We start from the raw sequence: 23,921 nt of genomic DNA on the forward strand, positions 1-23,921 counted from the left end.
GGCGTAGAAAAAAGCACGATCAATCAAGCACAAATTGGCGCAGTTATTTTTGTCCCGGGACACTAGAATAGGTCCAACTTTTTCAGAGTCAGAGCGCTTATGCCGGAGCCGGTTGACGCCCAAGGGCTGTCAGAATTACCACTAGAAAATCTGGTTGCCTGTCATGAGTGCGACTTGCTCATGCGTAAACCAGAACTCGCCCATGGCGAAAAAGCCCTGTGCCCGCGCTGTGGCTACGAGCTTTATGCCAATCGGTACAACGTCGTACAGCGCAGTCTTGCCCTGGTCATCGCCGCCTTGTTGTTGTTTATTCCGGCGAACTTTTTACCCATCATGCAGCTCCATCTACTCGGCCAATCCTCGCAAGACACGGTCTGGAGCGGCGTTGTCGCCCTTTTTGACACGGGCATGCAAAGCGTTTCAGTGATTGTGTTCCTGTGCAGCATGGGGATCCCGCTGCTCAAACTGCTGTGCCAACTGGCCGTATTGTTGAGTATCCGTTTCGATGTCGGACGCAGCTACGGCTTGTTGCTCTATCGCATTTATCACCATATACGCGAATGGGGGATGCTCGAGGTTTACTTCATGGGCGTACTGGTGGCGATCGTAAAACTGGCAGATATGGCAGCCATCACCGTAGGCCTCGGCCTGGCGTGCTTCATTGGTTTGTTGCTGATTCAAGTCTGGCTGGAGGTCGTAATGTCGCCTCACCAGATCTGGCAAGCGTTATCAGGAGAAGATGCGCATGCGGGCGATTGATGCAGGCATTCTGATTTGCAAGGAATGTCATGAATTGAACAGACAGGAAGCTGATACCGATGAGCAAGTCTGTACGCGCTGCGGTGCGCTGGTGCATGCCCGCAGCCCGAATAGCCTGGTGCGCACCTGGGCATTGCTGATTACCGCCGCCATTCTTTACATACCGGCCAACTTGTTGCCGATCATGACCGTGAACTCCCTGGGCAAAGGTGCGCCCAGCACGATCATGGCGGGAGTGATCGAGTTGGTGCACTACGGCATGTTCCCCATAGCGGCCGTGGTGTTTATCGCCAGTATCCTGGTGCCCACCTTCAAGCTGGTGGGCATCGCCCTGCTGCTGTTTTCCGTGCAGCGCCGTCAGCCCCTTTCGGCTCGCCAGCGCATCTGGATGTACCGTTTCATTGAATTCATCGGCCGCTGGTCGATGCTCGATATCTTTGTGATCGCCATCCTCGTGGCGGTCGTGAATTTTGGACGGCTTGCCAGCATCGAAGCCAATCTTGGCGCCATCGCTTTCGCCACGGTGGTGATTCTGACGATGCTTGCCGCGGTAACTTTTGATCCCCGACTGATTTGGGATAACACGGAGTCGGACGACGACCATGACTGATTTGCCTGTAGCGAAAACCCGACCGGCTTCGAACTGGTCTGCCATTTGGGTGTTGCCCCTGATCGCCTTGATCATCGGCGGCTGGCTCGGCTGGCGTGCCTATAGCGAGACCGGTATCCAGATTCAGGTACGATTTGAGAGCGGCGAGGGCATTCAGGCCAACAAGACCGAAGTTGTCTATAAAGGCATGTCGGTCGGCAAGGTCAAAAGCCTCAAGCTCGATGACGAAGGCAGCTCCAAAGGCGTGATCGCCAGCATCGAAATGAACAAGGACGTTGAGCAATACTTGCGAACCAGCACACGTTTCTGGCTGGTCAAGCCGAGCGTGACGCTGGCAGGGATTACCGGTCTTGAGACGCTGGTTTCAGGCAACTATGTCGCCATCAGCCCGGGGGAAGGCGAGCCCGTGCGCAAGTTCAAGGCCCTGGCCGAGGAACCGCCGCTCTCCGATGCCCAGCCCGGTCTGCACTTGACCATCAAGGCCGACCGCCTGGGCTCGCTGAACCGTGGCAGTCCGGTGTTCTACAAACAGATCAAAGTGGGCCAGATCAAAAGCTATGTGTTGTCCGAGGACCAGAGCACCGTCGAGCTCAAGGTCTTCATTGAGCCGACCTACGCCAAGCTGGTGCGCAAACACACGCGTTTCTGGAACGCCAGTGGCATCAGCATCGACGCTAATCTGTCGGGTGTGAAGGTTCGCAGTGAATCCCTGGCCAGCATTGTCGCCGGTGGTATTGCGTTTGCCACCCCGGAAAACCGCAAGGACAGCCCGCCTACCGACCCGAGCCTGCCATTCAGGCTGTATGAAGACTTCGATGCAGCGGCGGCCGGTATCCGGGTCAAGGTCAAACTCAGCGACTTCGAAGGCTTGCAGGCTGGACGTACGCCGGTGATGTACAAAGGCATTCAGGTCGGCAATCTCAAGGCGCTGAAGGTCGATCCAGATCTGTCCGGCGCCACCGCCGAATTGACGATGGATCCGCTGGCCGAGGATTATCTGGTCGAGGGCACACAGTTCTGGGTGGTCAAACCGTCTATTTCCCTGGCGGGTATTACCGGCCTCGAAGCGTTGGTCAAAGGCAACTACATCGCTGTGCGGCCTGGCGACAAGGGTTCGGCACCACAACGGGAGTTTGCGGCACGGGCCAAGGCGCCGCCGCTGGATCTGCGTGCACCCGGCCTGCACCTGGTGTTGTTCACGGAAAATCTCGGTTCGCTGGAAGTCGGCAGCCCGGTTCTCTACAAGCAGGTCAAGGTCGGTTCGGTACAGAGCTATCAGTTCTCGCGCACCAAAAAGCAGTTGATCATCGGTGTGCACATTGAGAAGGAATACGAGGATCTGGTCAACGCCTCGACGCGCTTCTGGAATGCCAGCGGGATCACGCTCACGGGCGGACTGACCGGTGGGGTTCAAGTCAAAAGTGAATCGCTGCAAAGCTTGATGGCCGGTGGTATTGCGTTTGAAACACCGGAAGCCAAGGCGCCGCTACAGAAACGTATTCCGCGTTTCCGCTTGTTCGCCAGCCGTGACGACGCCACGCAAAAGGGCGAGGTGATCACCATCAAGGTCGACCGCGCCGATGGTTTGCGCACGGGTACGCCGATTCGCTTCAAGGGCCTGGATGTCGGCAAGATCGAGGACGTTGACCTGAGTGACGATCTGCAATCGGTGCTGCTGACCGCGCGGATTACCGAAGTGCCGGAGCGCATCGCCCGGGTCGGCAGTCAGTTCTGGGTGGTCAAGCCTGAGCTGGGCCTGATCAAGACGTCCAACCTCGAAACCCTGGTGACCGGGCAATACATCGAGGTGCAACCGGCGCCGAAGAACCTGGGACCGCAGAAGAACTTTGTCGCTTTGGCCGCAGCTCCCGAAACTGCAAAGCAGGAAGCGGGATTGAGTCTGGTGTTGAGCGCGGCCCGTCGTGGTTCGCTCAAGGCCGGCGTGCCAGTGACGTATCGTGAAATCACCGTGGGCAAGGTGACCGGTTATGAGCTGGGCCAGACCGCTGATCGCGTCCTGATCCATATCCTGATCGAGCCGAAGTACGCGCCACTGGTACGCAGCGGTACAAGGTTCTGGAACACCAGCGGTTTCGACTTCGATGTCGGTCTGTTCAAAGGTGCAACGGTGCGCACTGAATCCCTGGAAACGATGATTCAGGGCGGTGTCGCCTTTGCCACGCCGGACGGCGATCGCATGGGCAGCCCGGCGCGACCCGAGCAGACGTTCGCGCTGTTCGACAAGTTCGAAGAGGAATGGCTGGGCTGGGCGCCGAAGATTTCGCTCGGCAAATAGTTTGATGGTGCTTGTGCTGCCGTCTTCGCGAGCAGGCTCGCTCCCACAATGGATTGCGTTTACGCCGATCTAAAGTGGGAGCCTGCTCGCGAAGGGGCCTTCAAACGCACTGAAAGGCTAAAAACAAGTTGATAAAAAAGGCCGCGATCCAATGGACCGCGGCCTTTTTCATTACCTTCGATTCAAGCCTCAGACCGCATCCAGCTCCGGTTCATCCGCTTGTTCGTTGACCGTCGCCTTCACCTGATCGTGACGACGGATGTACTTCCAGTCCGCCTCATCGATGTAGATGCCGGCCGGGCCGCTGCCGCCTTCCAGGTCGATGGCGACACTGGCGCAGACCTGCGGCTTCACGCTGGCCAGGATCGGCACGAAGCCCAGTTGCAGGCTGGTTTCCAGCAAGGCGGCCTGGTTCTTCTCATCGATGTCCGCCGCTTCGTCGAGGTAGTACGGCAGGCGCACACGACCGGCCTGGTCACGGTCCATCAAGTGCAGCAACAAGTACATGTTGGTCAGCGCTTTGATGGTCATGGTGGTGCCGTTGGAAGCGGCGCCGTCGATGTCGGTGTGGATCACCGGTTGGCCGTTGACCTTGGTGATCTCGAACGCCAGTTCGAACAGGTCCTTGAGGCCGAGCTGGTTGTGGTTGGCCGCCACCAGCCGTGCCAGGTATTCCTTGGCCTCTTCGTTTTTGTTGTCCTGCTCGGCGCTTTGGCTGAGGTCGAAGACCGACAGGGTTTCGCCTTCTTCGTACTGACCGGCGCTGTGGATGATCTGGTCGATGTGCTTGAGCGCTTCCTTGTTCGGCGCGAGCACGATGCGGAAGCTTTGCAGGTTGGAGACCTGACGTTTGTTGATCTCTCGGTTGAACAGTGCCAGCTGGTGTTCGAGGCTGTCGTAGTCGCTGCGGATGTTGCGCAAGGTCCGGGCGATGTCGGTCACGGCTGCACGACGGGCCTTGCCCAGCGTCAGGGCTTCATCGGTGCGGTGCGCGTACGCATTGATCAGCAGTGACAGGCGGCGCTCCATATCGTCTTCGCTGTCGAACTTGGCCACGCCCTTGAGGCGCACCTGAGCGTACAGCGCTTCGATCTGACCATCGGCGCGCAGCAGGCCTTGCCAGCTGTCCTGATAGTCATTGAGCAGCGGCAGCAGGTTGTCCATGGAATCGTCGATCGGGTCCATGAACGGCGTGCCGAATGGCAGGTCTGTCGGCAACAACTGACGGCGGCGCAGGGCGTCGTCGAGAGTGCGTTGCTTGGCTTCCATGTCGCCGATCTGGCGGCCGACCAGTTGCAGCTTGGCCGACAGTTGCTGGACGCGCTCGGTGAAGGCATCGCTGGAACGCTTCAATTCGTCCTGAGCGGCTTCCATCTGCGCCAACTGTTCCAGTTTGTCGCCTTCCTCGGCGCTCAGGGTTTGCGCGCGGCGGAAGTCTTCCAGGGCTTTCTGCGCATCCAGCACTTGCTGGTACAGCGCTTCGGTCTGGGTCTTGCTCGCGGCGCGGTCGGCGGCCACGGCCTGCTGGGTCTTCAGTTGCTTGAGTTCTTTGTCCAGGCGTTCCTTCTGGTCGCGCAACGCCGCGCGGTCAGCCAGGGCCTGCAACGCTGGCGGCTCGATGTGGGAGATGTCGATGGACAGGCCCGGCACTTCGAAGCGTTCGCCTTTGAAGCCGTCGAGGATCAGTTCCACGGACTTCACCCAGTCGCCGTTCTCGTCGAGGGTGATACCGTGTTCGCCAAGCGGCAGACTGAACAGGGCGCTGTTGAACAGGCGCATCAGGCGCTCGACGTCCTGCTGCGAGAATTCTTCGCGCAGACGGGCGTAGCTGTTGTTGTCGGCGTGATCGAGTTGCTGCCTGACCGACTTCAGGCGTTTTTCCAGATCGCGCAGACGCTCTTCCAGATCTTCGGCGCTGAACTGACGGGACTGGGCCAATGCACCGGCCAGTTCGTCATGGGCGTCCTTGGCGGCGAGCAGCTGTTGCTCCAGCACCTTGACGTCATCGACCAGGGCAAAGCGATGCTTGAGCACCGACAATTCGCCGAGCCAACGCTGGATGCCGGTGATTTCCCGCTCCAGGCGCATCAGTTCCTGCGTGCCACCACGCTGATCGTTTTGCAGGGCGTCCTGTTCGTTGCGGTAGTGCTCGGCCTGAATGGTCAGCTCTTCCTTGCGCGCACTGGCGTAGTCCGACCAGGTGCCCAGCAGCGAATCGAGCAGGGGCGAGATCCGGTGCAGCTTGCCGCGCAGGATGTCGCGTTGTTTCACACCGTTGGCCAGAGCTTCGACCAGCGGGCCGGCGGCGACCAGCGAGTTGTAGTCTTGCTCCATGCGTCGTACATCGCGGAACGCCTCTTCGCACGCGGCAATGTAATCGACGCTGCCGGACCGCAGGCTGTGCTCGAAGGCATCGAGGAACAGCTGCTTGAGCTTGGCCGCGGTGATTTCGCGCATGTGCAGCAGGTTGATGAACAGGGCGCGGAAGGTCTTCAGGCTCTGCTCGCTGGTGGAACGCAATGGAATCAGCGTCAGGTCCAGCGGGATCGAGGTGTGACCACCGACCAGCAAACGGCGCAATTCGTCCGGCTTGAGTTCGTAGGCTTTCAGGCCTTCGCGCTCAAGGTTGGTGAACAGTTCTTTCTGGCGCAGGCAGGTGTCGTTTTTCTGGTAGTGGGCCAGGTCCAGTTTGCCGGCATAGGCAAAGAACTGATGACCGAAGCCGCCACCCGGGCCGCGGCCGACCACACCGATCACGTGGGGGCCGTGGGGCAGGTTCACTTCCACCAGGATGTAACTGGTGTCCGAGGCGAAGTAGAAGCGCCGGGATTGTTCCAGGCTGTACTTGCCGAAACTCATGTCCGACATGCGCGCCAGGATCGGGAACTGCAAGGCGTTGATCGAGGCGGATTTACCGAGGTTGTTCGCGCCGTATACCGACAGCGGCTCTTCCAGCGGAAACAGGCCGAGGCTGTAGCCGGCGGTGTTCAAAAGGGCAAAGCGGCGGATGCCGTAACGTTCCTTGCTCATGCGTCGAGCTCCTGTTCTTCGGCGATGGCGCGGGCCAGGGCGTCTTCTTCGCTTTCGTCTTCAAATTCTGCGAGGTCGAGCGGATCGTCGGTCTGCAGCAGTTTTTCGTCGCTGTCTTCGTCGATCAGTACCGGCACCGGCAACGGCAGGACGCTGTGCAGGCTGGCGGCCAGGTCGCGGTCCTGTTGCACCGACAGGCACACATCAAGGAAGCGGTGCATTGGCGGCAGGAAGCGGTAGACACCGTTTTCTTCGCTGGCGAAACCGAGTTGCGTCATGCGGCGCATGATCTTTTCTTCCAACTCGTCCTGGGTCTGCACTTCGGCCTGGATGAACAGGTCGCGGTACTTTTCCAGCAACGACGGCAGCTCATCGCGGCCGAGGCTGCCGCCATCGAGCACGGAGATCGGGTCGCGGCCCTGGTCGGCCAGGTGCTCGACGAGGATGAAGGTGAACAGCGCCAGACGCTGGGCGGTCTTGTTCACCGCCGCCGCCGCGAGGTCTGGTACGAAGTAGTAGAAACCGCGGGTATCGCAGACCAGTTCAAAGCCCAGGGCCTTGAACAGCGTGCGGTATTGGTCCTGAAAGTTCGACAACTGTGCGTACAGCTCCGGATCGCGGCGGCTGACGTGATAACCCTTGAACAGCTCGCGAAAGATCGGTGCCAGATGGGACAGTTCGGATAGATCAAGATGCATAAGGAGTGCTCGCAGAATCCTCGGCGGCGGTGTTACTGACCGAGAGCAGGGCGAAGGAGCGCAGGCTGACCTGGTGCTCGTGAGTATGGTATTGGCGACGTTCCAGACGCTCGCGCTTGAAGCGTTTCTCCCGCGACAGGCGCGAGAACCAGTACAGCAATTCGTCGGTGGCGCCGTCCGGCTCCTGCTCCAGCAGCCAGGTCATCAGGTCCGGCATCGGCAGGGCGTCTTCGCAGCGTTCGAGCATTTCCCGAACGGTGCGTGGCGCTCGTGGCGCTTCGCCTTTCTGGGTCTTGTGCGCCTTGGGGAAGCGTGCAGGTTTGGGCTCGAAGCGGGCCAAGGCGTAGACGTAGGCTTCGACCTGGCTGGCGCTGCCGAGGAAGGTACTCTGCGGACGGGTGAACATCGGCATCGCCGCCTGTGGCACGGCGTCGATGCCCTTGCGGCGGATCATCGACAAGGCCAATGCGGCGCCACGGGTCACGGCGTTGTGCCGGCGAGCTTCTTCACGCAGCGGCAGCAGCAGCTCGCGGGCGTGACGCAGGGTCAGTTGGGCGCTGGTCTGCATTTCGAGGATGCGCGCGTGGGTGCGCAGCAGCATGTCGTCGTCGACCAGGTGGCCGAGACGCTGCTGTTCGCTGAGCATCTTCAGCAGTACGGTTTCGACCTTGCGCACGCCTTGTTCGAAGGCGCCGTCGGCGTTCACCAGATCAATCATCGGCTCGACGTATTCGTCCCAGGTCGCCAGCACTTCAGCGTAACGCTGGCGCAACGGAATCTGCCGGTCGCTGGTTTTCGCCCGTTCGGCGACGGCCACCAGGGCCTGTTCGTCGTTATCGAGTTTTTTCAGCACGTCACGCACGCGCATGTCGAGCAGGCGCAACTGGCGGGCCAGGTCATTGCCGTCGCGAATATCGAACGCGTCCTGGATATAACCGGCCAGGCGCTCGAGGTGACGCAGGTAGGCTTCGATTTCCAGGCACAGGCCCAGGCGGTGTTCACGACGCAGGTAGGCGAGGAAGTCGTGAATCTGCGCGTTGAGCTCGAAACGGTTCGGGCTTTTGGCCACGGGAACCAGGATATCGAGGCGAATCCACACATCCAGCAGGCTGGTGATGTCCTGCGGCGTACTGTCGAGTTGCTGGGCGGCCAGTTGCGTGCGCAGTTCGTTCAGGCTCAGTGTGCCTTGGTCGAAGTGCTCGCACAGTGGCTCCAGAAGTGCCCAGTGTTCAGCGAGGGCGCGCAAGACGCGCTTGGGTTCGATCATCGGAATGGCCGGCTGGTTGGCGATTAAAAGCCGCGATTGTACTGCATCGGGGGCAATGCGATTCAATCCCGGGACGGACTGTCGCCTTCTTTTCGGTAAAGTGCATCGATCAACTGCGGGCGATCTTGAGCGAACGGCGGTAGAATCAGCGCACTTTAGTTATCCACAAGTGGCCGACCTTTGCTTATCGAGTCCCGTCGTCGCGCTTATCTGGCCGCCATGCAGGTGGTCAACTGGCTGCCGCGCACCGAATTGCCCTTTGCCGCGCCGTCGCGGCCCGAGCTGCTGGAGATCCCCGAGCCGGTGGTAGTCGCGCCTGTCGTGCCCGCTGTTGTGGCTCAGGCGCCCGTGGCGCCTGTGGTCAAGCCGGCCGAGCGGGCGAAGATCGAAGTACCGCGACCATCGTTGGCGAGCACGCGCACCGGGGCCAAACCGGTGGAAGAGGCCGAAGAGGCTCCGGTCGTGGTCAAGGCGCCGGTCGTGCCGCCGCCGCGTTTCGCCCTGCAATTGCTGCGGGCCGGGCGTTGCCTGCTGCTGGTGGAGTTACCCACAGGCGAATCCTTCCAGACTCGCGATCCGGCCTACCTGCTGCTCAAGGACATGCTGCGCGCCGCCGGTCTGCCGGACAGCCCGCAGATCGTCGGTGAGCCGGTGCGTTGGCCGCTGTTGGTGCGTGGCACGATGGATCAGGGCCCGGAAGCGGCCCGCGACTTCGTGCAAGGTTTTCTCTCGGTGCGCATGGAAGAAACGCCCTGCGCCTGCTTGTGGCTGATCGGCCTGCCTGCGGTGCGATTTGCCGGCGAGGCGGATGCCGAGGCGTTCAATCGCGAGTTGCAGATCGAAGGCCTGGGCTCGGCCTGGGCAGTGCCGGGCCTGGAATTATTAATGGAAGAGCCACAGCGTAAAGCTGATGTCTGGCAAGCCATGCGTCGGCTGATGGCGCGCTGGAAAGAATCGAATGAGTGACGCTGTATCGTTTCGCCCGATGACCGAGGCGGACCTGGAAACCGTACTGAAAATCGAATACGCGGCCTACAGCCACCCCTGGACCCGCGGGATTTTCCTCGATGGCCTGGGCAAGTATCAGATCTGGCTGATGTTCGAAGGTCAGCAGCAGGTCGGCCACGGTGTGGTGCAGATCATCCTCGACGAGGCGCACCTGCTGAACATCACGGTCAAGCCGGAAAACCAGGGCCGCGGCCTGGGGCTGACCTTGCTTGAGCATTTGATGTCGATCGCTTACAAGGCCGACGCCCGGGAGTGCTTCCTGGAAGTGCGCGACAGCAATACCGCGGCGTTCAAGCTGTATGAGCGTTATGGTTTCAACGAGATCGGACGGCGTCGGGATTACTACCCGGCGGTGGGCGGGCGCGAAGATGCGGTGGTCATGGCCTGTACTTTGGTGGATTGAGCCTCAAAAGCTTCGCGAGCAGGCTCGCTCCCACAGCGATTTGTGTCGTGCATAAAACCTGTGGGAGCGAGCCTGCTCGCGATGAGGGCCTGACAGACACCAAAGATCAGCGCTTGCCGTCCATCGGATCGCGCCGCGCCAGTTCAGCCTCATCCAGGCCATCGCCGCCGCCAATATCGTCCTCATCGACAATGCTCAGGTCCCAATCCGCTCGGCTATCATCGCCGGTCTCATGGGCATCCCGGGCGCCGTCTTCACGGATCAGGGTTTCCGGGCTCAGGTCGTCGTCGGTCGGTTGATGGTCACCGGTCAGGCCCGCTTCACGTCCGCGCCGACGAGGCATCAGTTGCTCGCGCTCCCTTTCCGGCAGTTCGTCACCGATTCTGGCGCCGGGCGCTTCTTCATCGAAGTCCAGCTCGCGCACCGAGCCCATGCGGTCTTCGTTGTCATCGACGGGTTCCGGTTGCGCCGCATCGTACGGACGTCGTGAATCATTCATGGTAATTCCTCATACTGTAGGCCTTACTACGGTTGACCTACTTGGCTACCGAGAATTCCACCGGCATGGAGCCCCGTGTTCCGGATCAGGAGAGCATCTGCATTTCGCGCGTGACCCCGACAGACGGTTGTCAGTCAAAGATGCGCATCATTCTTGAGGCTTCAAAGCATGAACGAATTACAAGATCTGATTGATAACAACGAGCGTTGGGCCGCTGCGATCAAGGAGGAAGATCCTGACTTCTTCGCCAAGCTGGCTCGCCAACAGACCCCTGAGTTCCTGTGGATCGGTTGTTCCGACGCCCGTGTACCGGCCAACGAGATCGTCGGCATGCTGCCGGGCGATCTGTTCGTACACCGTAATGTGGCCAATGTCGTGCTGCACACCGACCTCAACTGCCTGTCGGTGATTCAGTACGCCGTCGATGTACTCAAGGTCAAACACATTCTGGTCACCGGCCACTATGGCTGTGGCGGTGTGCGGGCTTCGATGCAGGATCGCCAGTTCGGCCTGATCGACGGATGGCTGCGTTCGATTCGCGATCTCTATTATGAAAAACGCGAAGAACTGGCCAAATACGCCACCGAAGAAGAGCGCGTCGACCGCCTCTGCGAACTCAACGTGATCCAGCAGGTAGCCAACGTCGGGCACACCAGCATTGTGCAAAACGCCTGGCACCGTGGGCAGAGCCTGTCGATCCACGGCTGCATCTACGGTATCAAGGATGGTCGCTGGAAGAGCCTGAACGCGACCATCAGCGGTTTCGAGCAACTGCCGCCGCAGTACCGCCTGCGTCCGTTCGAACCTCTGTGAAACCCTTCAATACCGACTTCGCCGACGCCACTGTTGCAAAAACAGCTGGCCGTCGGCGTTCGGCTCCTCATCGTAGCCGGTGATCCAGCCTCGGCACTCGTATGAGCCGCACTGGCAGGCGAACTGGCGCTGCAGTTTGTCTTCGCTGGCGGCGAAGTCCATGGTCAGCCAGTCACCCTGGCCGATGTCCTTCAGCGTCCATAACCACAACTCGCTCAAGTCGAGAAAGACATTGGGGTCGCAGGAGTGTCGCAACAGTCCGCAGAAGCGCGGGTCGTAGACGTGCACGCCCGGGGCGAGTTGACGGGTATGCCGGCAGCGATAGGGCAGTAAGTGCCCCGACGCCCGGCAAAGACGGGTGATTCGCGGGAACTCGCGCCGTGCGGCAACAGCCGTGGCTTCGCCCTTGGCGTTTTCAATGATTTCGAAGTCGGCCAGGGACGGAAATCCCAGGTGAACGGGCAGCTCCGAAAAGGGGTAAATACCTTGCGGCGGTTGCGGGCGTTTTCGTTGAGGGGCGTGAGCTTTCATAACGATCCCTGTCTGCTGAGTGCTGCGACTTCCTTGTGCCGACGTTCCTGTCAGCACAGCGGCACATGAGTTCAGCTCAAGCCTCTCGCAGATACTACGGGCGGTCTACTGTCATAAGTGACAGATTTGACCGCCGTTCATCGGATTACAACGGCGGAGCAGGTTTTGCCGTGGTTGGCGCCGGGGCCTTGAGTTGTTTGAGCTGGGACACGATCGAAGCTGTCGCGCATTTACCCACAGCCTGTTGGGGCGACAGGTTACGGATCGAGGTGTAGAACAGTTCGCAGGTTTTTTCTTTCTGGGCCACTTGCCAGGTTTGTCTGCAGGTATTGAGCTCAACGTCCGGATTGCTGTCCGGTTGGCGGCCCATGGCGGCCTGCCAGCACGCAGCACTCAAGTCCTGGCCCATGACTTTCAGGCCTGCGGCATCGGCCTTGGCCTGGGCGTCACTGCCGGTATAGCTTGCCGGATCGGCGGCATACCAAATGTAGCTCGGGTGGTTGGAGCCCAACACGGGGACTTTCACGCCGTTGTCCGGGGTGATCAGGGCCAGACTCAACACGTTCACCGTCTGCCCGTATTGCTCTTTGATCCAGTTACGTACCGGCGCGCCGAAGGCGACCATCGGCAGCGCTGCGCCGCTGGCGCTCAGGCTGACTTCCTTGACCATGGTGGTCTGGTAATCCTTGAAGTAGTCGTAGACGCCTTCGAGGTCCTTGCCCGCGTTGGACGGCGCGGCAATCGGGGCGATGTCGATGATCGTCTGGTAGCCCGGCGTCTGCCCGGCCGGGATGCCGTTGACAGTCAGCAGCGTGGCCCAGCGATCCGTGGTGGCGGACCTCAGGTAATCCTGGGCCTGGGTCAGCGAATAGTCTGGCGGGAAGTGCAGCAGTTCGACGCTTTTGCGGTTTTCCAGGGCCATACCCAACGGCAGGAACAGATACCAACTGTACGCCCACTTGCCATCGGCATTCAGTTTGCTGGCGCCGTTATAGGCCAGGTCACCGGCGTCGAGCAGCGCGGCCAGGGGCTTTTCATAACCGGCGGGTACGCCGCTGATTTCGGCATAAAGCTGATTGTTATCGGTCTTGATCAGAACCTTCGCCTCGGTGTAGCCATCACGCTGCACGCTTTGGGTCAGGTAATGCTCGACGGTTTGCTCGAGCGTCCAGTTGCGAAAGCAGATCACGTTGCAGTTGTTGGGGTAGGCGAAGAGGCGGGTAACACGTTCGGTAGTGCCCAGCTTCAAATTGACATCGGCGTGGACGGTAGTGCTCAGGGTGAGGGCTGCGAGGGTGAGTGCCGCGAGTTTGAACATGCTCAGATCCTTTTCAGCGTATAAGACCAGCGGATATTGAAACAGACAGGGCGAAACAAAAAGGGCCGATATCAATACCGGCCCTTTTTTTGGTTACGGCATTACCGGCGGTAAATACGCCAGCGTCGTCCCCAGTGCCCACAACAACACTAGCACCAGTGGCGTGTGCACCAGCAACTGCACGAACGAGAAGCCGATCAGGTCCCGCGCCTTCAAGCCCAGTACGCCCAGCAACGGCAGCATGTAGAACGGGTTGATCAGGTTCGGCAAGGCTTCGGCGGCGTTGTAGATCTGTACCGCCCAGCCCAGGTGATAGTTCAGGTCATTGGCCACCTGCATCACGTACGGCGCTTCGATGATCCACTTGCCGCCGCCGGACGGAATGAAGAAGCCGAGGATCGCCGAGTACACGCCCATCAGCAGGGCATAGGTGTCGTGGGAGGCAATGCTGACGAAAAAGGTCGAGATGTGGTGCGCCAGGGTCTGCGCATCGGCGCCCTTGACCGTGGTCATCAGAGCGGCGATCGAGCCGTACAGCGGGAACTGGATCAACACGCCGGTGGTGGTCGGCACCGCGCGGGACACGGCGTCCAGAAAGCTGCGCGGACGCCAGTGCAGCAGCGCGCCGAGCATGATGAACAGGAAGTTGTAGGTGTTCAGCCCGGAAATCGCGCTGATGGCCGGCTTGGTCGAGAACTCGTGGAACAGCCAGCCACCAGCCAGCAGCACCAGCAGGATCATCAGCAGCGGGCTGTATTCCAGCCATTCGCCGGGACGGGTGCGCGGTTGCAGCGGCGGCAGGTTGAAACTCGGATCGACGCCGCAGGCCTTGGCATCACGCGCCGAGTTCGGACCAGGGGCCGTGGCGTAGGCAATGATCAGCGAGATGACGATCAAGGCCAGCAACATCACGCCGGACTGCCAGAGAAAGATCGTCTGAGTGAATGGAATCACCCCGGTGATCGACAGAATCGACGGCGGCAGGCTCGCCGGATTGGCCTGCAATTGTGCTGCCGACGACGACAGGCCCAAGGCCCACACCGCGCCAAGCCCCAGATAGGCGGCGGCACCGGCGGCGCGATAGTCCATTTTCAGATCGGTGCGGCGGGCGAGGGCGCGCACCAGCAAACCACCGAACACCAGGGACAGGCCCCAGTTCAGCAACGAGGCGACCATCGAGATCAGTGCGACCCAGGCCACGGCGGAGCGGCCGTTTTTCGGGAGCTTTGCCAGTCGGTCGATCAGTTTCACCGCTGGCGGCGAACTGGCGACCACATAACCGCCGATCACCACGAAGGCCATCTGCATGGTGAAGGGGATCAGGCTCCAGAAACCATCGCCGAACGCCATCGCGGCATCGGTGGGCTTGGCACCCATCGCCATGGTAGCCAGGGCCACGATAATCACCGCCAGGGCAGCAAACACCCAGGAGTCGGGGAACCAGCGTTCGGCAAAACTTGAGCAGCGCAGGGCAAAGCGGGCGGAGCGGCTATCTTCGATATCAACGGCCACGGGGGGGTACCTCGGATTTTTATGTTTGTTTTGGTCTTCGGGGCAGTAACCGCCCGTCTGGACAGACGCCAACATTAATTCAAACCGAGGTTTTTTGCGGGGCTGTTTCGTGGCCATGGGACTTTGGTCTAACGGGTTGTCCGCCGATGCGTTTGCGTAGACCATGGGCGCCTTGGTTTTTGCCTGTGCCAGAGTTCTTTTCATGACTGCCAACACCGATTCGCGCCCGGCGCCGTTCAGCCGCTCGGACTACAAGACCCTTGGGCTCGCCGCGCTCGGCGGGGCGCTGGAAATCTACGACTTCATCATCTTCGTGTTTTTCGCCCTGACCCTCAGCCAGTTGTTCTTTCCGCCGGAAATGCCCGAGTGGCTACGCCTGCTGCAAAGTTTCGGGATCTTCGTCACCGGCTACCTGGCGCGACCGTTGGGCGGCATCCTGATGGCGCACTTCGCTGATCGTCTGGGGCGCAAGAAAGTCTTCAGCCTGAGCATCCTGATGATGGCTTTGCCCTGTCTGCTTATAGGGATCATGCCGATCTACGCGCAAATCGGCTATTTCGCACCCTTGTTGCTGTTGGCACTGCGCATCCTCCAGGGCGCGGCGGTGGGCGGTGAGGTGCCCAGTGCCTGGGTATTCGTCGCCGAGCACGCACCCATCGCCCATCGCGGCTATGCCCTGGGTTTCTTGCAGGCGGGGCTGACCTTCGGTTATTTGATCGGCGCATTGACCGCGACCTTTCTGGCGCAGGCGTTCAGTCCAACGGAAATCCTCGATTACGCCTGGCGTTACCCCTTCCTGCTGGGCGGTGTGTTTGGGGTGATTGGCGTCTGGCTGCGTCGTTGGCTCAGCGAAACCCCGGTGTTCATGGCCATGCAGGCGCAACGCGAGGCGGCCGGCGAACTGCCGCTGCGCACGGTCTTGCGCGAGCATCGCCTGGCCATTTTGCCGGCGATGATTCTCACCTGCGTGCTGACTTCGGCCGTGGTGGTGTTCGTGGTCATCACCCCGACCATGATGCAGAAAACCTTTGGCATGACCGCCAGCCATACCTTCGCCTTGAGTGCACTGGGCATCGTGTTCCTGAACATCGGCTGCGTGCTCGCCGGGCTGCTGGTCGACCGCATCGGCGCCTGGCGCACGGTGATGCTCTATAGCCTGCTGCTGCCGCTGGGCATCGGCGTGCTGTATGGCTGCCTGATCATGGGCGGCGTCTGGATCGGTCTGGCCTACGCCGTGGCAGGGCTGTCCTGTGGGGTGGTCGGCGCGGTGCCATCGGTCATGGTCGGCCTGTTCCCGGCGCGGATTCGCGTCTCGGGCATCTCGTTCACCTACAACATTGCCTACGCCGTATGGGCGAGTGTCACACCGCTGCTGTTGATCGGTCTGATGCCGTGGAGTCCATGGATCTGCGTGATGTTCAGTGCGGTGATGGGGGCGGTGGGCGTGGGCAGCGCGGCTTATTTCGGTGCACGGATGCCGAGAATCGCAGGCTGTTCCACTGCTGGCGCGCATTGATTGTGCGCATCACAACTATTTTTGTAGGACAAACCTGAAACACGCTTAAGTAAATGTTTCCAAGGCCGATGGTTAGGCTGCATATCGCTTTCTACCCCTGTCCGTCGGTGCTTTCCCATGTTCAATAAACGCTTGAAGCAGGAGCTGTCAGCTCTTCGTGAAGAACTCTCCAGCCTCCAGCAAGTGAAGGAAAGCCTGGAAAGCGAGATGCTGGTGCTCACCCTCGATATGGACGGGCGGGTGCAATCGGTCAACCAGAACTTCCTTGGCGAAATGCACTACAAGAGCAACGAGCTGATTGGCCGGCATATCGAAGAGATCGTCCCGGATCACGTCAAACACGACGAATTCCAGCAACGTTTCAAAAACGCGCTGATTCGTGGTGAGCACTTCGCCGGCGCTGTGCGCCTGTTGCGCGGCACGGGCCAGGAAGCCTGGTTGCGCTCGATCGTCCAACCCGTGCGCTCGACAGACGGCAAGATCAGGCATTTCTCGATTATCTCCAGTGATCTGACTCGCACCATCGAGGCCTCCCGCGAACACGAGAACCTGATCGGTGCGCTGGTGCGCTCCACGGCGGTGATCGAATTCGACCTCAATGGCAACGTGCTGACCGCCAACGACCGCTTTCTCAGTGGCATGGGTTACAGCCTGGCGCAGATCAAGGGCAAGCATCACCGCACCTTCTGCCTGCCGGAGGAGTACAACAGCGCCGAGTATCAGAACTTCTGGCGTCGTCTGAACGCGGGCGAGTACGTGGCCGACCGTTTCAAACGTGTCGACAGCCAAGGTCGTACGGTCTGGCTGGAGGCGTCCTACAACCCGGTGGCCGATGCCAACAACAAGCTGTACAAGGTGGTGAAGTTCGCCACGGTGATTACCGATCAAGTCAATCAGGAACAAGCCGTCGCCGAGGCCGCCAACATTGCCTACAGCACCTCGCAGCAAACCGACCAAAGCGCCCAGCGCGGAAACGCCGTTGTGACCCAGGCCGTGGACGTAATGCGTGACCTGGCCAGGCATATGCAAACCGCCGGTGATGGCATCGAAGCTCTGAACGAGCAATCGCTGGTGATCGGTACCATCGTCAAAACCATTAGCGGCATTGCCGAGCAGACCAACCTGCTGGCGCTCAACGCGGCCATCGAAGCGGCGCGTGCCGGCGAGCAGGGTCGGGGTTTCGCCGTGGTGGCGGATGAAGTCCGGCAACTGGCGTCGCGCACCAGCCAGGCTACCGACGAAATTGTCCTCGTGGTGCGGCAGAACCAGGACATGGCGCGCAACGCCGTGGCCCTGATGACCGACGGCAAGCTACAGGCCGAGCAGGGCCTGGCGCTGGCGGCGGAAGCGGGGACGGTGATTGTCGAGATCCAGGACGGCGCGCAGAAAGTGGTCAATGCGGTGGGGCAGTTTGCCAATCAGTTGGTGAGTTGAGTCCTGCGTTGTGCCCGCAGAATGAAAAGGTCGCCACTGGCGATCTTTCATTTCAGCGTTTTTATCCCGTTACAATCTGCTCTTTCCCCAGGAGCAGACATTCATGAGCGTTTCCCACCGCCGTCCGGTTCCCTTGTCCAAGGCCTATCGTCTGCTCAATCATGGCCCGACCGTGCTGGTCAGCGCAGCCCACGGTGGCCAGCGCAATATCATGGCGGCAGCCTGGGCCATGCCGCTGGATTTCGAACCACCGAAAATTGCCGTGGTGCTGGACAAGTCCACCTGGACTCGCCAGTTGCTGGAAGCCTCGGGCACTTTTGTGCTGAGCGTTCCTTGCGCAGCCCAGGCCGACATTGTGCAAACCGTCGGTTCGACCTCCGGCCTGGAGTTGACCCGGGACCAGGGGCGCGACAAGTTCGAAACCTACGACTTGCAGACCTTCATTGGCGAATCGGTCGATGCGCCGATGCTCGAAGGCTGCGTGGCCTGGCTGGAATGTCGCCTGTTGCCGGAGCCGAACAATCACCAGCAGTACGATCTGTTCCTGGCCGAAGTGATTGCCGCCCAGGCTGACGAACGCGTGTTCAGCGAAGGGCGCTGGCACTTCGAAGGGCAAGATGCCTTGCGCACCTTGCACCACGTGGCGGGCGGGCACTTCCTGACCATTGGCGAGCCGGTGGACGGCAAGACCTTGCAGCCGTAAGGTTTCGACTATTCAAGTTGTAAGCACATTCACCAAGAGGCCGGGCGATGAAAAAACTGCGTGTAGGGATAATCTTTGGCGGCCGTTCGGCCGAGCATGAGGTGTCGTTGCAGTCGGCGAAAAACATCGTCGATGCGCTGGATCGTTCACGCTTCGAACCGGTGCTGATCGGCATCGACAAACAAGGCCACTGGCACCTCAACGACCCTTCCAACTTTTTGCTGAACCAGGAAAACCCGGCGCTGATCGCCCTCAACCAGTCCAACCGCGAACTGGCCGTGGTGCCGGGCAAGGCCAGTCAGCAACTGGTGGAAACCTCCAGCCAGGAAATGCTCGGTCACGTTGATGTGATCTTCCCGATTGTCCACGGCACCCTCGGAGAAGACGGTTGCCTGCAAGGTCTGCTGCGCATGGCCGATCTGCCGTTTGTCGGCTCCGATGTGCTCGGCTCGGCCGTGTGCATGGATAAGGACATCAGCAAGCGCCTGTTGCGCGATGCCGGCCTGGCCGTCACGCCGTTCGTGACGTTGACCCGCGCCACGGCGACCCGCACCGGGTTTGCCGAGGTTCAGTCCCGGCTCGGTTTGCCGCTGTTCGTCAAACCGGCAAACCAGGGCTCCTCCGTGGGCGTTAGCAAGGTCGCCGACGAGGCCGAATACACCGCAGCGGTGGAACTGGCCTTGAGTTTCGATACCAAGGTGTTGGTCGAATCCGCCGTCAGCGGCCGTGAGATTGAATGCGCGGTGCTCGGCAATGAAGACGCCATCGCCAGTGGTTGCGGCGAGATCGTGGTGCGCAGCGGGTTCTATTCCTACGACAGCAAATACATCGATGACACGGCTGCTGAAGTGGTGGTGCCGGCCAAAATCAGCGTCGAGGCCAGCGAGCGGATTCGCGCCCTGGCCGTCGAAGCGTTCCAGGTACTGGGCTGCTCCGGCCTGGCCCGTGTCGATGTGTTCCTGACCGACAGCGGCGAAGTGCTGATCAACGAAATCAACTCGCTGCCCGGCTTCACCCGCATCAGCATGTACCCGAAACTGTGGCAGGCCACCGGCATGACCTACAGCGAACTGGTGACGCGACTGATCGAGCTGGCGCTGGAAAAGCACCATGTTCGGCAGGGGTTGAAGATCAGTCGATAAGCGGAGTTCTGCATCGTCCGTATTATCGGTGGGTATGATTACAAGAGCCGACCCTGATCAAGCGTGTTTGACCGGTTTGATCAGGCTCTGGGCGGGTATCCCGAACAGCTCGTGCAGTTTCCATATCATCGGAAGCGTCAACGCTCGCTTGCCATTGAGTACTTCATAAACACGATTTGTGCGGCCGATGGCGGGCGCAAGATCGGCGGCGGACAACCCGGACTGCTCCATTCTGAACTTGATCGCATCGATAGGATTGGGTAAGTCGACCGGGAAGTGCTTCGACTCATACGACTCGATCAGCGTAATCATGATGTCAAAGTAATCTCCCTCGGGAGTGCCAATTTCTGGTTCATTCTCAAACAGTGCAGAGACACTCTTGAGAGCGGCGCGGTAATCCTCTTCGGTGTGAATCGGATGAATGTTCATGGGTTACTCCATTTCGACGTTATCAGCGTCGACCGTGTCGTACTGCTTGTGAGTGCCGACAAATTTTAGGTACGCGGCGCGGAAATTCTAACCAGGACTCAATTGTTTGTGGGTAGGAAAAAGCAGCGGGATCGAGGCGACCTGGATGCTTTACCAATAAAAAGGGCCTACCCACCGGTAAGCCCTTTCTCATTCCCGCGTACGACTCAATCCCCCAGCGCTTGCCCTTCACGCCGCGGATCGGCCCCGCCTGTCAGCGACGCTTTGCCTTGGGCGTCCTTGACCCGAACAATCGCCTGGGTCCCGCTGGTCATGTCGATCTCGCTCACGCTGTGCCCTTTGTCTTTCAGCGCCTGAATCAGCGTCGGGCTGAACTGTCCCTGTTCCAGTTCGGTCGGCCCGTTGCGGCTGCCGAAGTTGGGCAGGTTGATGGCGGCTTGGGCATCGAGGTTCCAGTCGAGCAGGCCGATGGTGGATTTGGCCACGTATTCGATGATTTGCGAGCCGCCGGGGGAGCCGACGGTGGCGAGGAATTCGCCGCTCTGGCGGTCGAAGATCAGGGTCGGGGCCATGGAGGAGCGCGGGCGTTTGCCGGGTTCGACGCGATTGGCGACTTTTTGCCCGTTTTCCTCGGGGATGAACGAGAAGTCGGTCATCTCGTTGTTGAGCATGAAACCCTGAACCATGATGTGCGAGCCGAACGCTGACTCGATGGTGGTGGTCATCGACACGGCACCGCCTGCGTCATCGACGGCCACCACTTGCGAGGTGGAAATCCGCAGCGGCGAACGGTCCGGCGCATAGGCCACCCGGATGCCCGGTGGGGTGCCGGGTTTGGCCGTGCCCATGCTGCGTTCGCCAATCAGGGCTGCGCGGCTGGCGAGGTAGGTCGGGTCGACCAGGCCCTTGACCGGCACGGGCACGAAGTCGGTATCGGCGACGTACTGAGCGCGGTCGGCGTAGGCCAGGCGTTCGGCTTCAGAGATCAGGTGTACGGCTTGCGGGGCGGGTTCGATGCCGGCCGGGGTCGTGGTCTTGACAGGTTTCAGCGGTGCCAGCGCCAGACGCTTGTCGCGAGTCTCAAGGGCTTGCAACGTGCCGAGGATCTGCGCCACGGCGATTCCCCCCGACGATGGCGGCGGCATGCCGCAGACTTGCCAGTGCTTGTAGTCGGTGCACAGCGGCGCGCGCTCCTTGGCCTGGTAGTTGGCGAGATCGGTCAGGGACAGGCTGCCGGGGTTGGCGTGGCCTTGCACTTTGGCCGCGATTTCCTCGGCGACCGGGCCTTTGTACAGGGCATCCGGGCCTTCATGGGCGATGCGTTTGAACACGGCGGCCAATGCCGGGTTCTTCAGGTTTGTACCGATGGCTTTCGGGCTGCCATCGGCATTGCGAAAGTAAGCCATCATTTCCGCTGAGCGTGGCATGGACGAATCCGCGGCGATCAACTGGTGCAGGCGTGGCGAAATGGCGAAGCCTTGCTCGGCGAGCTGGATGGCCGGTTCAAACAGCTGCGCCCAGGGCAGGCGTCCGTGTTTTTGATGGGCCAGCTCCAGGGCGCGCAATACGCCGGGCGTGCCCACCGAGCGGCCGCCAATCTGCGCCTGGGTGAACGCCATCGGCTGTCCGTTGGCTTGCAGGAAAAGCTTCTCGGTGGCGCCGGCCGGGGCGGTTTCACGCCCGTCGTAGGTGCGCACGGCCTTGCCATCCCAGAGTACGATCAATGCGCCGCCACCGATGCCCGAAGACTGTGGCTCGACCAGCGTCAACACCGCTTGCATCGCAATCGCGGCATCGATGGCCGAGCCACCCCGGCGCAACATCGCCCGCCCGGCTTCGGCCGCCAGCGGGTTGGCCGCCGCGGCCATGTATTTCTCGGCGTGTTGAGTTTGCAGGTGGGTGCGGAAACCGGAAGCGCTTTCCGGTGCGAGTGGCAGCGTCGGCACCGAAGCGTTGTTGCACGCGGTAAGGGTCAAGGCGCTGGCGAGCAGAGCCAGGGCGGGCAGGCGATAGCGGCGCAATGAAAAGGTTGAGAACACGTGGGGTACTCCGTCCGTTGGATCTACGATCAGCCGACTTTATCGGCCGACCGGGAGGGAAGCAAACCGGGGCCTGCGGCACCGATGTTTTTGTCCTTCATCAATGGCGGGATTTTCTGTAGGGTCGTGGCCAACAGGCAGGCCGGAAAATCAACAAGAGGCAGATATGCAAACCGAGTTCCCCACCCAGTCCAGCTATCGCTCCCAGCGTGAACAGTTCCGGGCCGCAGCCACCACGGCAGGCGCAACGCTGACGGAGTATCCACACCCGCTCAAAGGGCCGCTCGGCGAGCCTCTGAGTACCGATGTGGCGGTGCTGGGTGATCCGGGCGCCAAGCGGCTGCTGATCGCGTTGAGCGGCACTCACGGGGTCGAAGGCTTCTATGGCTCGGGCTGCCAGATCAAATGGCTGCAGGAGTTGGGCAAGCGCTCCCTGCCGGCGGAGGTCGCCGTGGTCATGATCCATGCCATCAACCCCTGGGGCATGGCGTGGTTGCGCCGGGTCAATGAAGACAACATCGACCTGAACCGCAATCACCTGGATTTCCAGCGCCCGCTGCCGGACAACCAGGCCTACAACGCCTTGCATGAAATCTATGCCTGCCCGCAGTTGCACGGTCCGCAGCGTGATCGTGCCGATGCCTTGCTCGACGAGCAGATTCGCCTGCACGGCTGGCCGGCAGTCATGTCGATTGTCGAGGGCGGTCAGCATGCTCATCCCGACGGCCTGTTTTTCGGCGGGCTGGCGCCGAGCTGGTCGAACCTCACGCTGCACAGGATCGTGCAAACGCACGTGGCCCATGCCGAGGTCGCCATGTGTTTCGACTTGCACACGGGCGCTGGCGAGTACGGTCATCCGATGTTGTTGACCATCACCGAGTCTGCCTACCCGGCGCTCGCGGACGCGCAGGCGATTTATGGCCCGTGGCTCTACAGCCTGCAAACCGGTGCCGACACCCTGAGCGAAACCGGCGTGGCGGCAACGGCCACCGGCTACACCTCGCAGGCATTGATCGATGCGCTGCCGCAGGTGCGGCTGATGCCGTTTGTCATTGAGTGCGGGACTTATCCGGGGCCGGAGGTTCACCGTCATCTGCGCGATGATCACTGGCTGCATCTGCACGGCAACCCGAATGACGCAACAGGGCGCGGGATCAAGCTGAATCTGCTTGAGCAGTTCTATCCCGCCGACAGCGATTGGCAGGCGATGGTCTGGTTACGGACGTGGCAGATCTGGGAGCGGGCGTTGTCTGCATTGCCGACGGTGTAGGTGTAGGAGCGAGCTTGCTCGCGATGGACTCAAGAGCGCCGCGTTTAACCTGTAAACACGCGTTATCGTTAACGACCATCGCGAGCAAGCTCGTTCCTACAGGCATAAAAAAACGGCCTACCTTGCGGTAAGCCGTTTTTAGTACTTGGTGGCTACACAGGGACTTGAACCCCGGACCCCAGCATTATGAATGCTATGCTCTAACCAACTGAGCTATGTAGCCAAGTGGCGCGCATTATTCACCGGTAACGAGGATGCGTCAAGCACAAATCTAAAATATTTCTCTGCGCTTTCAACCGTTTATCAATTCTTTAGCAAATTCGAGCCTTCCGAGCAGCGGTGAAGGGCAGCGCTGGAACCAGCGGCTGGCCTGTTCGTATGCGTGGGCCAATTGCAGGATAGCGAAGTCGGCCTGGTCGAAAGCGGGCAGGGCATTGCGCTGGCTAACGAAGTGCTGGTGCGCGAAGAACTCCATAGCGGCAAGCTGGTGCGGGTGGTGGGCGCGCAAGTGAAGCTGGAAAGCCATCGGGTGCTGACGCCGTCCGCCGAGCTCTCGGCGGACGTGACGTGGTTTATCGACTGGCTCAAGAGCGAACTGGAGCAGGACTTCCCGGAGGCGGTGATCCGCGCCTGAGAAGTCCTGA

19 protein-coding genes, 1 tRNA gene and 4 pseudogenes are annotated in these 23,921 nt (G+C 60.6%); 13 read left to right on the top strand and 11 right to left on the bottom strand.

Features of this window, described 5'->3' with window-relative positions; genetic code table 11:
• Positions 1-99: 99 nt before the first annotated feature.
• From ACM6J5_RS12345 to ACM6J5_RS12355, 3 genes are read left to right on the top strand one after another with little or no spacing between them, the layout of a single operon-like run.
• Positions 100-759 (top strand): paraquat-inducible protein A, encoded by a 660-nt coding sequence (locus ACM6J5_RS12345; RefSeq protein WP_095945249.1) that lies wholly within the window; start codon positions 100-102, stop codon positions 757-759.
• Positions 746-1,369: a paraquat-inducible protein A gene (locus ACM6J5_RS12350; RefSeq protein WP_095945250.1), complete on the top strand. Its 624-nt coding sequence runs from the start codon at positions 746-748 to the stop codon at positions 1,367-1,369. The genes ACM6J5_RS12345 and ACM6J5_RS12350 overlap by 14 nt, the downstream gene beginning before the upstream one ends.
• Entirely contained in the window at positions 1,362-3,665 is a 2,304-nt protein-coding gene (locus tag ACM6J5_RS12355) for an intermembrane transport protein PqiB (protein WP_095945251.1), read from the top strand. Before ACM6J5_RS12350 ends, ACM6J5_RS12355 begins: the two co-directional genes overlap by 8 nt.
• A 189-nt stretch (positions 3,666-3,854) precedes the next feature.
• Here ACM6J5_RS12355 and mksF read toward each other — a convergent pair whose 3' ends face one another.
• The 3 genes from mksF to mksB are packed head-to-tail and all read right to left on the bottom strand — an operon-like array spanning position 3,855 to position 8,660.
• Positions 3,855-6,695 carry an Mks condensin complex protein MksF gene (gene mksF, locus ACM6J5_RS12360; RefSeq protein ID WP_095945252.1) on the bottom strand — a complete coding sequence of 947 codons (2,841 nt, stop codon included), beginning with the start codon at positions 6,693-6,695 and terminating at the stop codon, positions 3,855-3,857.
• Complete coding sequence (mksE, locus tag ACM6J5_RS12365; RefSeq protein ID WP_095945253.1) at positions 6,692-7,393, bottom strand: Mks condensin complex protein MksE; 702 nt, start codon at positions 7,391-7,393, stop codon at positions 6,692-6,694. The genes mksF and mksE overlap by 4 nt, the downstream gene beginning before the upstream one ends.
• Positions 7,383-8,660, bottom strand: a complete 1,278-nt coding sequence (gene mksB / locus ACM6J5_RS12370) for an Mks condensin complex protein MksB (protein WP_172435383.1) — start codon at positions 8,658-8,660, stop codon at positions 7,383-7,385. The genes mksE and mksB overlap by 11 nt, the downstream gene beginning before the upstream one ends.
• 219 nt (positions 8,661-8,879) lie before the next feature.
• On the opposite strand from mksB, the gene ACM6J5_RS12375 reads away from it, so the two are divergent.
• On the top strand, positions 8,880-9,626 hold the full coding sequence (locus ACM6J5_RS12375) for an energy transducer TonB (protein WP_414928626.1): 747 nt from the start codon (positions 8,880-8,882) through the stop codon (positions 9,624-9,626).
• Positions 9,619-10,071 carry a ribosomal protein S18-alanine N-acetyltransferase gene (gene rimI / locus ACM6J5_RS12380; RefSeq protein WP_007978046.1) on the top strand — a complete coding sequence of 151 codons (453 nt, stop codon included), beginning with the start codon at positions 9,619-9,621 and terminating at the stop codon, positions 10,069-10,071. The genes ACM6J5_RS12375 and rimI overlap by 8 nt, the downstream gene beginning before the upstream one ends.
• A gap of 106 nt (positions 10,072-10,177) precedes the next feature.
• On the opposite strand, the gene ACM6J5_RS12385 is transcribed toward rimI, so the two are convergent.
• Positions 10,178-10,570, bottom strand: coding sequence for a serine kinase/phosphatase (locus ACM6J5_RS12385; RefSeq protein WP_150672444.1), 393 nt, complete (start codon positions 10,568-10,570; stop codon positions 10,178-10,180).
• 168 nt (positions 10,571-10,738) lie between these two features.
• Between ACM6J5_RS12385 and can the strand changes: the two genes are divergently transcribed.
• Positions 10,739-11,383, top strand: a complete 645-nt coding sequence (can, locus tag ACM6J5_RS12390) for a carbonate dehydratase (protein ID WP_008046121.1) — start codon at positions 10,739-10,741, stop codon at positions 11,381-11,383.
• A 6-nt stretch (positions 11,384-11,389) separates the two neighbouring features.
• Here the strand turns inward: can and ACM6J5_RS12395 are convergent, their stop codons facing one another.
• From ACM6J5_RS12395 to ACM6J5_RS12405, 3 genes are all read right to left on the bottom strand, one after another.
• Positions 11,390-11,914, bottom strand: a complete 525-nt coding sequence (locus ACM6J5_RS12395) for a lysine methyltransferase (RefSeq protein ID WP_414928601.1) — start codon at positions 11,912-11,914, stop codon at positions 11,390-11,392.
• 145 nt (positions 11,915-12,059) lie between these two features.
• Complete coding sequence (locus ACM6J5_RS12400; protein WP_095945258.1) at positions 12,060-13,232, bottom strand: hypothetical protein; 1,173 nt, start codon at positions 13,230-13,232, stop codon at positions 12,060-12,062.
• Positions 13,233-13,325: 93 nt separating this feature from the next.
• The gene (locus tag ACM6J5_RS12405) at positions 13,326-14,744 is read right to left on the bottom strand and encodes a short-chain fatty acid transporter (RefSeq protein WP_414928602.1); all 1,419 of its coding nucleotides are present in this window, start codon (positions 14,742-14,744) and stop codon (positions 13,326-13,328) included.
• 202 nt (positions 14,745-14,946) lie between these two features.
• Here ACM6J5_RS12405 and ACM6J5_RS12410 point away from each other — a divergent pair, with 202 nt between their 5' ends.
• The 5 genes and pseudogenes from ACM6J5_RS12410 to ddlA all read left to right on the top strand — a co-directional run bounded on the left by ACM6J5_RS12410 (position 14,947) and on the right by ddlA (position 19,539).
• On the top strand, positions 14,947-16,260 hold the full coding sequence (locus tag ACM6J5_RS12410; protein WP_414928603.1) for an MFS transporter: 1,314 nt from the start codon (positions 14,947-14,949) through the stop codon (positions 16,258-16,260).
• Between the two features lie 228 nt (positions 16,261-16,488).
• Positions 16,489-17,106, top strand: a pseudogene (locus ACM6J5_RS12415) (PAS domain-containing protein); the annotation flags it as partial.
• Positions 17,107-17,256: 150 nt separating this feature from the next.
• Positions 17,257-17,694, top strand: a pseudogene (locus ACM6J5_RS12420) (methyl-accepting chemotaxis protein); the annotation flags it as partial.
• Between the two features lie 103 nt (positions 17,695-17,797).
• Positions 17,798-18,397 carry a flavin reductase family protein gene (locus tag ACM6J5_RS12425; RefSeq protein ID WP_414928604.1) on the top strand — a complete coding sequence of 200 codons (600 nt, stop codon included), beginning with the start codon at positions 17,798-17,800 and terminating at the stop codon, positions 18,395-18,397.
• A 47-nt stretch (positions 18,398-18,444) separates the two neighbouring features.
• A complete protein-coding gene (gene ddlA / locus ACM6J5_RS12430; protein ID WP_414928605.1) occupies positions 18,445-19,539 on the top strand; it encodes a D-alanine--D-alanine ligase in 1,095 nt (364 codons plus the stop codon).
• A 57-nt stretch (positions 19,540-19,596) separates the two neighbouring features.
• On the opposite strand, the gene ACM6J5_RS12435 is transcribed toward ddlA, so the two are convergent.
• Both ACM6J5_RS12435 and ggt read right to left on the bottom strand, forming a co-directional pair.
• A complete protein-coding gene (locus ACM6J5_RS12435; RefSeq protein WP_095945264.1) occupies positions 19,597-19,968 on the bottom strand; it encodes a helix-turn-helix domain-containing protein in 372 nt (123 codons plus the stop codon).
• A gap of 206 nt (positions 19,969-20,174) precedes the next feature.
• On the bottom strand, positions 20,175-22,007 hold the full coding sequence (gene ggt / locus ACM6J5_RS12440; protein WP_414928606.1) for a gamma-glutamyltransferase: 1,833 nt from the start codon (positions 22,005-22,007) through the stop codon (positions 20,175-20,177).
• A 166-nt stretch (positions 22,008-22,173) separates the two neighbouring features.
• On the opposite strand from ggt, the gene ACM6J5_RS12445 reads away from it, so the two are divergent.
• Positions 22,174-23,277 carry a DUF2817 domain-containing protein gene (locus ACM6J5_RS12445; RefSeq protein WP_150672439.1) on the top strand — a complete coding sequence of 368 codons (1,104 nt, stop codon included), beginning with the start codon at positions 22,174-22,176 and terminating at the stop codon, positions 23,275-23,277.
• A 146-nt stretch (positions 23,278-23,423) separates the two neighbouring features.
• On the opposite strand, the gene ACM6J5_RS12450 is transcribed toward ACM6J5_RS12445, so the two are convergent.
• Both ACM6J5_RS12450 and ACM6J5_RS12455 read right to left on the bottom strand, forming a co-directional pair.
• Positions 23,424-23,500, bottom strand: a tRNA-Met gene (locus tag ACM6J5_RS12450).
• 69 nt (positions 23,501-23,569) lie between these two features.
• A pseudogene (locus ACM6J5_RS12455) lies at positions 23,570-23,692 on the bottom strand (hypothetical protein); the annotation flags it as partial.
• On the opposite strand from ACM6J5_RS12455, the pseudogene ACM6J5_RS12460 reads away from it, so the two are divergent.
• A pseudogene (locus tag ACM6J5_RS12460) lies at positions 23,693-23,911 on the top strand (LysR substrate-binding domain-containing protein); the annotation flags it as partial.
• Positions 23,912-23,921: the final 10 nt, after the last annotated feature.

The organism is Pseudomonas sp. IT-P74, from assembly GCF_949768175.1.
In the GTDB taxonomy this organism is placed as follows: Bacteria; Pseudomonadota; Gammaproteobacteria; order Pseudomonadales; family Pseudomonadaceae; genus Aquipseudomonas.